This is a genomic window from Treponema sp. JC4, assembly GCF_000260795.1.
Taxonomy (GTDB): domain Bacteria; phylum Spirochaetota; class Spirochaetia; order Treponematales; family Treponemataceae; genus Treponema_D.
Window position 1 is genome coordinate 1 of sequence record NZ_AJGU01000047.1, and the last position, 12,025, is coordinate 12,025.

At 37.3% G+C, this 12,025-nt stretch carries 12 protein-coding genes and 1 pseudogene; 5 read left to right on the plus strand and 8 right to left on the minus strand.

Annotation, left to right across the window (positions count from 1 at the left end; all coding sequences use genetic code 11):
* Nucleotides 1–230, plus strand: a pseudogene (locus MSI_RS11865) (hypothetical protein); the annotation flags it as partial.
* 185 nt (nucleotides 231–415) lie between these two features.
* Here MSI_RS11865 and MSI_RS11870 read toward each other — a convergent pair.
* Nucleotides 416–1,957: an AAA family ATPase gene (locus tag MSI_RS11870; protein WP_009107353.1), complete on the minus strand. Its 1,542-nt coding sequence runs from the start codon at nucleotides 1,955–1,957 to the stop codon at nucleotides 416–418.
* 132 nt (nucleotides 1,958–2,089) lie between these two features.
* Here MSI_RS11870 and MSI_RS11875 point away from each other — a divergent pair, with 132 nt between their 5' ends.
* Nucleotides 2,090–2,950, plus strand: a complete 861-nt coding sequence (locus MSI_RS11875) for a TIGR02452 family protein (RefSeq protein ID WP_009107355.1) — start codon at nucleotides 2,090–2,092, stop codon at nucleotides 2,948–2,950.
* Entirely contained in the window at nucleotides 2,950–3,549 is a 600-nt protein-coding gene (locus MSI_RS11880) for a 2-dehydropantoate 2-reductase (RefSeq protein ID WP_009107357.1), read from the plus strand. Before MSI_RS11875 ends, MSI_RS11880 begins: the two co-directional genes overlap by 1 nt.
* A 73-nt stretch (nucleotides 3,550–3,622) precedes the next feature.
* On the opposite strand, the gene MSI_RS14150 is transcribed toward MSI_RS11880, so the two are convergent.
* From MSI_RS14150 to MSI_RS11905, 5 genes are all read right to left on the minus strand, one after another.
* Nucleotides 3,623–4,696 carry a glycosyl hydrolase 53 family protein gene (locus tag MSI_RS14150; RefSeq protein WP_192807765.1) on the minus strand — a complete coding sequence of 358 codons (1,074 nt, stop codon included), beginning with the start codon at nucleotides 4,694–4,696 and terminating at the stop codon, nucleotides 3,623–3,625.
* Between the two features lie 843 nt (nucleotides 4,697–5,539).
* On the minus strand, nucleotides 5,540–5,839 hold the full coding sequence (locus MSI_RS11890; protein WP_009107362.1) for a TfoX/Sxy family protein: 300 nt from the start codon (nucleotides 5,837–5,839) through the stop codon (nucleotides 5,540–5,542).
* Nucleotides 5,840–5,847: 8 nt separating this feature from the next.
* Nucleotides 5,848–6,207, minus strand: coding sequence for a fluoride efflux transporter CrcB (gene crcB, locus MSI_RS11895; RefSeq protein ID WP_009107364.1), 360 nt, complete (start codon nucleotides 6,205–6,207; stop codon nucleotides 5,848–5,850).
* 9 nt (nucleotides 6,208–6,216) lie between these two features.
* Complete coding sequence (locus MSI_RS11900; protein ID WP_009107366.1) at nucleotides 6,217–6,831, minus strand: class I SAM-dependent methyltransferase; 615 nt, start codon at nucleotides 6,829–6,831, stop codon at nucleotides 6,217–6,219.
* 98 nt (nucleotides 6,832–6,929) lie between these two features.
* The gene (locus MSI_RS11905; RefSeq protein WP_009107368.1) at nucleotides 6,930–7,550 is read right to left on the minus strand and encodes a LexA family transcriptional regulator; all 621 of its coding nucleotides are present in this window, start codon (nucleotides 7,548–7,550) and stop codon (nucleotides 6,930–6,932) included.
* 95 nt (nucleotides 7,551–7,645) lie between these two features.
* Between MSI_RS11905 and MSI_RS11910 the strand changes: the two genes are divergently transcribed.
* Both MSI_RS11910 and MSI_RS11915 read left to right on the plus strand, forming a co-directional pair.
* A complete protein-coding gene (locus tag MSI_RS11910) occupies nucleotides 7,646–7,960 on the plus strand; it encodes a S24 family peptidase (RefSeq protein WP_009107370.1) in 315 nt (104 codons plus the stop codon).
* The gene (locus tag MSI_RS11915) at nucleotides 7,957–9,213 is read left to right on the plus strand and encodes a Y-family DNA polymerase (protein WP_009107372.1); all 1,257 of its coding nucleotides are present in this window, start codon (nucleotides 7,957–7,959) and stop codon (nucleotides 9,211–9,213) included. The genes MSI_RS11910 and MSI_RS11915 overlap by 4 nt, the downstream gene beginning before the upstream one ends.
* Nucleotides 9,214–9,247: 34 nt before the next feature.
* Here MSI_RS11915 and MSI_RS11920 read toward each other — a convergent pair whose 3' ends face one another.
* Together MSI_RS11920 and MSI_RS11925 are read right to left on the minus strand one after the other, a co-directional pair.
* Nucleotides 9,248–10,237 carry a YafY family protein gene (locus MSI_RS11920; RefSeq protein WP_009107373.1) on the minus strand — a complete coding sequence of 330 codons (990 nt, stop codon included), beginning with the start codon at nucleotides 10,235–10,237 and terminating at the stop codon, nucleotides 9,248–9,250.
* Nucleotides 10,238–10,282: 45 nt separating this feature from the next.
* A complete protein-coding gene (locus MSI_RS11925) occupies nucleotides 10,283–11,572 on the minus strand; it encodes an ATP-binding protein (protein ID WP_009107375.1) in 1,290 nt (429 codons plus the stop codon).
* Nucleotides 11,573–12,025 lie beyond the last annotated feature (453 nt).

Genomic DNA, 12,025 nt, shown 5'->3' on the forward strand with positions numbered 1-12,025 from the left:
GTGATTATGATTTTTATATTGTAATGCCTGGAAATGATAAAGTAACACATGACACAGCTGCTAAAGCTTATGCAAGTTTGTATGGCGTAAGCAAAAAACCTGTTGATATACTTGTTAATAATGAGTCAGATTTTGAGAAAAAAAGTTTAATTTCCAGTTCGTTTGAGAAAACTGTAAAGGCCGAAGGAATAATCGTTTATGAGAAGGAAAAGATTAGATTCGTTTATTAAAGCACAACTTTAATGACAAATGCCGATTTTAGATTTATATTTGTGTTGGGGAACTGCTCTGTTAAGTCAGAGGGTTCTCCAGAACCTGGAGTAAACCTATCCGGACGTTTATTCGGTTAAATATGGTTTACTCCAGGCATTTCTTTCTCTGTAAGTACTTAAATCATATTTCTACGAAGAATTTCTTATTTGTAACCTGCGATAATATCATTAATATTAAATTCGTTTGTTTTTTTTTGTTTATACAAAGAGGTAAGAAATTTTGAAACAGAAATCCTTGGTATTTCTGTTGAAAAGTCATTTTTACCATTATAAAGTACAACTCTGTTTTTAACGTTTCCAAAATATTTATTTACATAAGCAATAAAATCAGGTGCGTCAAGATGCTCTGTTTGATTAGTAATTGACCCTGAAGAATATTTTATTTCAAATAAATGCACTTCGTTTTCCTTTTTATCCAAAATAATAAGATCAGATTCATGTTTCTTCCCGTTAATCTCTACGTTAAGCTTTGACACATACCATCGGTCTTTTGGATTTCCGTCTAAATCCAGCGTTGAAATAATTCGTGAGTTATTCATAATTTCATTTACGTTTGCAATAATTAGGTTTCCCATTAAATCGTCCATTGCAAATTCATAAGTGTTTTCCAGCAGTTTTTTCTTTTGTTCCTTAGTTGCCTCTGCTTCCCAATATTCATTATTCTTAAGTTTCTCAAACACATATCTTATATATGCTTTATACAAACCAGGATTTGTTATAAAGTCCATTTTTGTATGCTCTGTTGTGTTAATATCTGAAGTTACTACTGGAATTGTTGTTATAACATCAATTTCTTTTAAGAAAGCTTTAATATCAGCAAGATGCTCTTGTGTAATTGTTTCCTTGAAATCATCAATTGTTAATAATTTTCTGACATTATTATTTAGAGAAGAGAGATAAAACTGTTTTCTCAATGCTTTTATAACCGGGCTTAGAGAATAGTTGTCCATAATTCTATATATTGCATTTTCCAAGACTTTAGTATCATACAATTCGGTTAGAACCGGATAATATCTTGTACCTTCGCTTTTTTCTAATGAATTTATAAGATTTGAAACTATGGATGTTTCTATATATTTTTTTGCCGATTTTTGTGTTTCAAATGGATTTACTTCTGAAAGAGTATTACCATGTTCCATATAAAAATCTATTGAATTATTTCGCAGGATTCTTGCAAATTCAGGAAATGTTGTAAACGTTGTTGGAACAAAAAGGCTTCTGTCATAAAGAATTGATTTTGAAACCAAATAGAATGTAAGAGAATCATTTCCAGTGACGACAACTCTTGCATTTCTGAAGCTAACAAAATTATCTGAAAGAATTTCTCCAATCTTCTGAAAGTCTTTTGCGTAGGAAATTTCATCGATGAAAAAATTTGTAAACCCCTCTTCAATTGCATCTTTCATAAAAGTTACAATATTATGAAAGTCTGTTTTCTGATTACAGGTTATAAAGACAGTTTTTTTCTTTTCTTCTTCAGGTAAGTTTTCCATTACCTGTTTCATAAGAACAGTTTTACCAGTATATCTTATTCCAAAAATAGTACAAATACGATATTGAACTGGCTTCTTATCAAGAATATATTTTCTTACAATAGCATAACCATCACGTTTTTTAGAAAAACCGCTATTGAAATCATCTGTAATATAATTTACGTCAAAATCTAAATCTTTCTTGTCAATCATAACTATTTCCCAGTACCTTGTTTATATGATAGCATTTTGGATGTAAAAATCATTAAAGCAGTACTTTAATGCAATCATATAAGCTTGCCTTTATAATAAAGCTATTAAAAAATATGATTATGAGGGATAAAAATGGGCAGATTTGAAAACATTGCGGTTTTTGAAGATACCGTTTCCGTTTGTGAAAAATCTTCACGGTTGATTGAAAGCATAAAGGCTTCCCGAAATACTCAGATATTTATTGGAGAAAAAGAAAGTCTTTTGGATTCGAGCAAAACTAAGCGATTTGAAAAAGAAGCTGAAATCATAATCTCAAAAAAACGTACTTTTGAAGCGGCTCAGGACTATGCGAAGATTGGAGAAAAAGTTGCAGTTTTGAATTTTGCTTCAAGTACAAATCCTGGTGGTGGTGTAGTGAATGGAGCAGGGGCGCAGGAAGAATGTCTTTGCCGAATCTCAACACTTTATTTTACGCTGGACACGGACGAAAACTGGAAAAGATTCTACAATCCACACAGAAAGGCTCGAACTCCCTTACATAATGATGATATTCTTTACACAAAAAATATCACGGTCTTTAAAAGCGATACAACTTCTCCTAAATTACTTCCTGAAAATGAATGGTATGATGTAGATGTCATTACCTGTGCTGCTCCAAATCTTCGTGAGAATCCGAGCAATCGTTACAATTCAGGTGATGGCAATCAACGGCTCATTTTAAATAATGAAGAGCTTTATTCTCTGCACGAAAAGCGTGATTCTCGTATTTTTGATGCAGCGGCCGCCCAAAATGTTGATGTGCTTGTCCTTGGGGCATTTGGCTGCGGTGCTTTTATGAATGATCCGAAAGTGGTAGCAAAAGCAATGCTAAACCTTGCAAAAAAATATGCCCCTTCATTCAAGACTATCGAATTTGCGGTTTATTGCCCTCCTTATGATGACTCAAACTATAGAGCGTTTATGGAAGAACAATCTGATAAAGAAGGTAACTAATGAACATCTACGTTGATTTTGATGACTGTCTCTGTGAGACAGCCCGTTATTTTTCTGGACTCGCAAAAGAAATGTTCGGACTGGATATTCCATATGAACAGATTCACTATTTTAATCTTCAGAAATCTTTTTCTTTGACGGATGAACAGTATGATCAGATGATGATTAAGGGACACAGACCGGAGGTTCTTCTATCTTATGAAGAAACACCCGGCGCAATTCAAACAATCAACAGCTGGATTGATAAAGGTCATGACGTAAAGATAATCACAGGCCGCCCTTTTAGTGCTTTTGATGCCTCGCGCGAATGGCTTAATCGTCATGGATTGGATCGAGTTGATTTGTACTGCCTTAATAAATACGGCCGCGACAATTTCATAAAGGGCAGCAGCTTTAATCTTGAACTTGAAGATTACTACAAGATGCATTTTGATTTTGCGGTTGAAGATTCTCCATCTGCCTTCAAATTTTTTGACCACATGCCAGATTTGAAAGTGATGGTTTTCGACCGTCCATGGAATCAGGAATGTAACTTTCCAAATCAGAACTATAAAAGATGTTTTGACTGGAATATGATTAATAAGTTCCTGTTTTTATAGCATTTTATATTCGCCCTTTCCAATTTTCGTGATTCTGCCTTCTTCTTCATAGGAAATAATAAATTCAAGGTAATCAATCCTTAAAAACATTCAGGCTGGCGAGGGGGAGGCCGGCATCGGAAAACATTCCGTATTTCCAGCTTCCCAGGTACTCACCGCCCCAGGTAAAAAATCCTCTTGCGCCACTGGCCTTTGCTGTGTCACTTACAGCCTTTATTACTGCCGCCTGATTTTTTACCGAAGCAGTAACAAGGCCATTTTTTACTTCAATTCCTTCGTAAACTTTGCCGTTTTTATGGGTAAGGTTTGCAGTCGCGTTTACGAGGTCTGCAGATTTTGGATTATCAGTCATAAAAGGGTGGGCAGTTTCTGCAATCACAACTTCTTTGCCGTATGTTTTTCTAAAAATTTTTATATTTTCTGCAAGATTATCAATGCCGCCGTGACTTTTTTCAAAAGGATAGTAAGAAAGCCCTATGATGTCATAATCAAGACCGGCATCTTTATACATATCCAGAAGCCAGTTGATTTTTCCGCCGCCCTCTGCAAGGTGAAGCATTATTTTTGCCTGCGGACAGCTTTTTCTTGCAGCATCTATTCCGCTTTGTAAATATTTTATGTAATTTTCTGGTGACCGTGAAGAACTTCCGGATACTACAGAAGAAAGAGGTTTTAATTTTCCACTTTCATAATGGCCTGTAAGTATGCCGGAATTTATTTCGTTTCCAATTTGAATCATATCTGGAGAGGCTTCTGCATCATGCAGGGCAGAAAGTACTTGAGAAGTCCATTCTGAAAGTTTTTTAGCCACCTGGTCAGAGGTCGTACACGAAAGCCAGGCCTGAGGTATTGCCTGTTTTCCCGGATCTGCCCAGTAATCGCTGTAGTGAAAATCCAGAAGAAAACCCAGGCCCAGGGCTTTTACGCGTTTTGCCTGCTTTACAAGGGTTTCCAGATTTGAAAGTCCCGGTTCTTCCGGATTGTTTACATTTTTAGGGTCATTCCATACCCGTAGGCGGATATAATTTACCCCGTGATCTTTTAAGATTTCAAAAATGTCCTTTTTTTCGCCGTTTTCGTTTTTATATCGTCCCTTATTCCAGCTGTCGCTTTCGGCACTGGCATCAAATCCATAAAAGTAATTCATTTTTTTATCCTCTTTACAGCCTGTTAAAAGAAAACTGCAGCAGATTGCTACGAAAAAAGCAAAAGGTGCAAAAATACCCGGAAATGTTTTTCTTTTCATTAAAAGTAACTCCTGATTGATTATAAATCAACACGTGTCAATAAAAATTATATCATATAAATGAAAAAAGAGGATATAAAATTTTCATAAAAAATATGTTTTACTGTTTTAAGATTTTTCTGTATCAGTGTAGGAATTTTTAAAATTGCGGCTTTAGGAGTTGATCCTTTTCAGTCACTTATGGCAGGACTTGATGTTTTGATTCCGCTCGATTTTGGCCTTTTGTACATAATCGTAAATGTAATTCTGCTTTCTTTATTTAAATATGACAGCAGTAAGGATGAATGGAGCTGCAGCTGACAATCTATCGGCCCTGGTGGGGAAGGTGTAGACGAATCAGGCAGCTACACACTTTCTGCAGGAAGTCGTTCTGACGGAAACAAATGACAGATTCTGAACACAAAGTCCGGCGAAGTTGAGCTTTACTGGGACTGGAGCTGGGATTATGCAGAATAAAAACAGTAAATAAAAACAGGGGATGTCTGATAATTTTACTCAGTCATCCCCTGTTTTTTTTGCTTTTATTAAGCAGGTGATTTTTTAGAATGAAACTTCGGCGCCAAGCTGAACAAAGCTGTTTTTATTGCATCAACTGATGATGACATTCCTACAGTAGTATATGCTAGATACAGCTATCTTGTTGATGAATCAAGAGTAAAAAGATAAAATAGTACTGAAAAACACTCTATACATAATACTAGCTATAATATAGCTTCTGTCTACCAATGTAAGCCCGCTGGTGGCTTATTTCAGCTCCATATACATCCCTTCAAGCAACTCTTTCATTAAATCAGGGTTTTCAAACTCAGTTACCAGGAACATAAGAGTTTTACTGCCTTCGTAGGGATATTCAAGCGGACAGTCGACCAAGAGCTTTTTGGAAGTTTCCGTCTGTTTAACGAGCAGGCGGTTATCGCAGATATCACCAAAAAGTTTGCCGTTGTAGTAGAGGCAGTATTCTCCCATCATCTTTCTGGAAGTGACTTCGCCCGCTTTATTCAGGCATTCCATTACATAATCATGATATTCTTTTGTTGTTGCCATAAGCTCTCCTATACCAGCGTTGCCAGTTTCTTTCCGCACCAGACACCTGCAATACAACCAACTACACTCAAAGCCACATAAAGACCGCATAATCCGTAGTTTCTGGTAGACAGAATGTTATAGGCTTCCAGACTGAATGTAGAGAATGTGGTAAATCCACCGCAAATGCCAGTTTTGAGGAAAAGCATGGTGTTTTTAGAAACGTTCCGGCTTTCTGCAATTCCTACGATAAAGCCGATCAGAAGTGCACCAAGAAGGTTTGTTATCAGCGTGAGAATCGGAAACTGAGATTTTACCGGAATCAGGCTGATTGCATAACGGGCACATGCTCCCACGGCACCGCCCAAGGCTACGAATATAAAGGTCATTTTCTGCTCCTATTTTCTGTAAATCACCGCGAAGTTTCTTCTTTTTTTTATTTCTGAAACTGTAATATTTGTGAATCCGGCCTGTTTTCCAAGTTCTACTAAGTCTTCCGGATCAAACTTATTAAAGCCTTTTTCGGCCATTCTGGTATGGGTAAGCCACTCTTTTGTGTAAACGGCATTCACAAAAGAGCCGCCAGGAAGAAGACATCGGCGTATTTCTGACAGTCCTTTTACGGTATCAGACCAGAAATAGACTGTATTAATAGAAGAAACTGCATCAAATGTATTATCGGGGAAGTTCAGATTGCAGCAGTCCCCTACTTCAAGGTTCAGTCGGTTTTCTTTAGCGGCCTTCTTGTTGCGTTTTGTTGCCAGACTTTTCATATCTTTTGAAATATCAATTCCGTAGAGATTACAGCCGAACGCCTTGTCTGCCAGGTGAAGAAGATATCCGTTCCCGTATCCAATATCCAAAAGCTTTTGGTTTTTATTGAGAGACAGGATTGAAACTGTTTTTTTGTACATCTGCTGATTTATGATATTCATGCACTTGCAGCAGAAAAAGCCGATAATTCCGTGTGGATTTCCGAACTGACTGCCGATGTAATCATTTAATTTGCCCATATTATCCTCTTAAAAATGAAAGAAATATGTTCAATTTACCTTTGAATTCTGACCGTTTTAACCCCAAAATACCTTTGAAAAATGACCGTTTCACTTCCCTACCCCTGCACCTTATGCATTACATAGCGGACCTTACCAATTACGCGGAAGTCCTGGCTTTCATCACCTTCGGTCATCTCTTTGTATTTGGGATTGTCGGATATGATGTGAACGCAGTCTCTATCGCGCTGGAGGCGTTTTACGAAGGCTGCTCCCCTGTAATTAATGGCGTAGATACCGTCTGTTCCGTCGTAGCCGAATTTGTCATAGAGGATGATGTCGTTGTCAAAAAGTGTCGGCTCCATTGAATCACCACGGACATAGGATGCACACATATTTTCACGGTATTTTTTCAGGTGAGATGGAAGAGCAACGTAATCAATTACATCGGCCGAGTCGGGAAGTTCCTGCCCCCTACCCGCTGAAAATGCCTGCTCGTAAACCGGAATATTAATTACATCTTCAGAAGGAATGTCCGGCCACAGCTTAAACTGTTCCATAGTCAGTCCAAGGGTTTCTACAATCCTGATTCCATCATCAACGTTTGGGAGGCGTTTATAATAAATCCAGTTACGCAAAGTTCCAAGAACAATGCCGGTCTGTTCACAAAGCCATTCCTGGTTTTTGCCCTGTTCAGAGAGAATACTCTTTACCTTATGCCAAAAGTTTTCTGCATCCATATCAGATATTATACAATGACAATAAAAATAAGTATATCACTATTCGATGATTATATTTATTGACAATTCACCGAACAAGAATTATCATCAAATTAATGATTACAGGTTTCCCAAGTCCCGCTCAGGGCTATGAACAGAAAGGCATAGACTTTAACAGCATTCTCATCAAGCATCCGTCTGCAACTGTCACAATGAAAATCGAAAGTTCAAACTATACCTGTATGGGAATCTATAACGGTGATATCCTTATCATCGATCGTGCCAAAAGACTCACCCCTAACAGCCTTGTAGTCTATGAATCTGAAGGTCATTTTGTTTTAGGAAGAGTTTATAACATAAGGAAAACTGCAGAAGATACAATCATAACAGGAGCCGTAACTCACGTAATCCATACGGTAAAAGAGATATGATTTTACACGCTGACGGCAACAGCTTTTATGCATCCTGTGAACAAATCTACAGACCGGATTTACGCAATAAGCCAGTAGCAGTTCTATCCAACAATGACGGAATTATTATTGCAGCCAACAAGGAAGCCAAAGCCTGCGGAATAAAACGCGGAGTCCCCTTTTTCAAAGTAAGAAAGGAATGTGAGCAGAAAGGCGTTACTATCTTTTCCAGCAACTACACCCTCTATGCAGACATAAGCCGTCGCATTACATCCATCTATCTTGAATACGCTCCGGATATTGAAGAATACTCCATTGATGAAAGCTTCCTCTTTTTTGACAAATGCAACTGGAGCATAAAAGACTATTACGAAATCGGTCACGACCTTAAGCGCCGTATTGCAAAGGAAGTCGGCATTCCTATCTGCGTTGGAGCAGCCCCGACTAAAACTCTTGCAAAACTCTACAACAAAAAAGCTAAGGAACACGGCGGAGTTTTTGTTTACAATCCATCAGAAATAGACGCTCTTTTGGAACATACAGACCTGAAAACAATCTGGGGAATTGGACACAAAAGAGCTGAAAAGCTCTGGTTCCACGGAATAAAGAATGCACTTATGCTAAAGCATATGCCCCTCTGTGATGCAAAAAGGCTGCTTACAGTACAGGGCTTTGCAACTGTTCAGGAGCTAAACGGCATACGTTGCGTAGATAAAATAGAAAGAGAAAAGAAAGACGTAATTACTTCAAGCCGTCAGTTTTCAAAGAAGGTCTATGATATGGAAACTCTTGAATGTGCCATAGTCGAATACACAGAACTTGCAGTAGAACGTCTCCGCCAGCAGCATTCCGAATGCAGAGCCGTACAGGTTACCATTTCAACCTGTAACTATTATTCAGATAATCCGGATGAACAGTACACCAATTCAAGAATAGCCCAGCTTTTCCGTCATACATCCTATATTCCCGACATTGTAAGGGCTGCAAAAGCTGTTCTTCCTCACATCTACCGTCAGGGATACGCATACAAGGTTGTGCTGATTACGCTCTTAGATTTACAGCCAGCCCAGAATCAGTTCTGGCTTTTCATAGACCCGGAAGAAGATATTAAGAAAGAAAACCTGATGAAAGCTGTAGACGATATAACCACTGCTTACGGCCGCCGCTCAATTACACTTGCAAAATCCTGGACCAAAGACGGCTGGCAGATGAAACGGGAGTTTTTGAGCCCCTGTGTTACTACGGATATTGGGAACGTGCCGGGAGTAAAATAAGTATAAGAATTTTTTTCATTTTTTTTGTAAAAATTTACAGCTTTTCAGCCATTTTTCTAACTTCTGCTGCATACATTTCTTTAAGTTCTGGTGGATTAAGTACCGTTACTGATGCACCAAAACGCAAAGCCCAGAAAAGTGTTTCCTGCATCTGGTTAGATTCAAAGCAGAGATAAACAGAACCATCTTCATTCTGGCGGCATTCCTGATTCTTATGCCAGGTGCGTTCAAGGATGTAGGTGTTTATACTTTTGTCAAAGAGCAGCTCTATTTTCTTTGGCGGCGTATCATTGTTCCAGATACCAAAGTTTGGGTCTATGTGCACTTTTTTTGTATAATCAGGATCCGGCTTAAAGTCATCTCCAAGAACGATATTCTTCATGCGTGCCAGCGTAAAGGTTGCAAACTTTTCGTGCTTTGGAGAATAGCCAAGAATATACCAGTCCCCTTTCTGATTGTAAATCTTATAAGGGTGAAGCTCATGCAGTTTATAATCAGTAGCACTAATCGAACGGTAATCAAACTGCATAATCTTATGAAGTTTAGTTGCCTTAAACACAGAATTGAACACTTCTTCAGAAATAACAGGGATAGGATCGGCAATAAACTCCACATCATTCATAAAGCTGGACTGTACTTCTACCTGGTTCGGGAGCATCTGAGAAAGAGTTTCATAAACCTTTGTGATTGTATTTTTGAGAGGAGTATTATTGTAACGCTCCATAAGCGGAAGTATTCCCGTAACTGCAAATACTTCACTTTCTGTAAGAAGCATGTTCTTTACAAAGTAAGTATTGTCACTGTAATAGTAGCCCTTACGCATACGGTCATACTCAATCGGAGCGTTGTAGTAAATCTTAAGCTCATCAATATCTCGAAGAATCGTACGGCGGGAAACTTCCAGTTCTTTCTGAAGTTTTTCTACACTAGGGTAACAAAGATTCTGGATAGCCTGTTCAATCTTAAAAAGTCTTAAAGGCTTAGTGTGGTTTTCTTTTACTTTCTGTTTCTTTTCTGTGTCCATAATAGAAATTATACCACATATTTTTTCATAGTGACGATGTTCAGATTACAGTCTCTTTATTCGGCCTGCTAAATAAAGAGGAACATTAACCATGCCGTCCTGCTCTTTGTAAGGAAGTTCTGAAAAACGAACTGCAAGATTTGGCTTTTGTTCCTTCCTATAGCGCTTAAAACTTGCACTCAAAGTATTTTTACCTGCTTTGCATTCAACAGGAATTATGTCGCTTTCATTTTGAAGAAGAAAATCAACTTCATAATTCTGCGCTGGAGAATAGTAATGCGGATTTATATCAAATTGAGGAATTAACTGCTGCAGGCAATAGTTTTCCGTAAGAGGTCCCTTAAATTGAAATCCCGTATTAAGAATAATATCTTTATTAGGGACTCCTGCTGCATATTTTAAAAGCCCGACATCAAAGAAGAAAAGCTTAAAACTTGAAAGGTCTTCGAATGCTTTTAAAGGATGCTCGGGTTTTGTTACATCAAAGATTCTAAGAACAATTCCACTCGAAACAAGCCATTCAATTGATTCTTCAAATTCCCTTGCCCGCGCTCCTGATTTTACGCATCCATAAATAAATTTTTCATTCTCTTTTGAAAGCTGACTTACAAGGCTTCTGAATACAAGAAGAATCCTGGCTGCATTTACTTTTTTATTATGTTTAGCAAAGTCATTCTCATAGAGAGTAATTAATTCTTTTTGTATTTGTGCAACAGTGCCTGAATTTTTTTCACTAACCCAGCAGGAAACACATTCCGGCATTCCGCCTACAATTAAATAATTATGATACTGTTCAATAAGCTTTGTATGCTGAATTTCTAAGATATCGTTTGGCCGGGTTTGTTCAATATATTTTAAGAGCCCTGGCTGCACAGCACCTAAGAATTCTTCAAAATCCATTGGATAAATATCAAGAAGGTTAACCTTGCCTACAGGATAAGTCATAGAGTCTGCCAGCAATGTTCCCAAAAGACTACCTGCAGCGATTATATGATATTCATTTGCTTCTTCATTAAAATATTTTAAAGAATTAAGGGCATTTGGACATTCCTGGATTTCATCAAAAATAATCAGATGCTTTTCACCTTCAATTTTATCATCATAAATGAGTCCAAGCTGCTCAATAATTCTGTACGGATCTTTATTTTTTTCAAAAATACTAAAAAGCTCTTCTTCCTTTTCAAAAGAAAAGTAGAATGTTTTTTCATAATTGAGCCTGCCAAATTCTTTCATAAGCCAGGTTTTTCCTACCTGTCTGGCACCTTTTAAAATCAAAGGTTTCCTTCGGGAAGAGTTTTTCCATTCTAAAAGTTGTTCCAATGCCTTTCTTTTCATAGCTCTATTCTATAATCACTTTACACAAAAATAAAGAATATTATTCTCAAATTTACACATTTTTATAATAAATCATAAGCATTTTTTACACAAAATTACATTAATTTTCATACCTAAATTACACATTTTTGTACAAAAATCTTTTTACACTTTTCTAGGGGAATATTTTAATATTTTCTACACTTTTCTCGGCCTATAATAAAAAATATACCACATTTTTTTCACAGTGACGATTTTTGGCACCCTTGACCTTTATAATTATGACCGTAAAGCTGAAAAAGGCTTTAGGAGGTAATTATGGGAACAAGTCATTCAAATGATGCATTGATGCTAATTGGAGGTCTTGAACTTTTAAGACATGCTATCAGATCTGTACAGCCTAAAGAAGAAAGACGCACAACTTACACCGAACGCGAAATTTACGATTACGACACAAAGCAGATTATTACACTC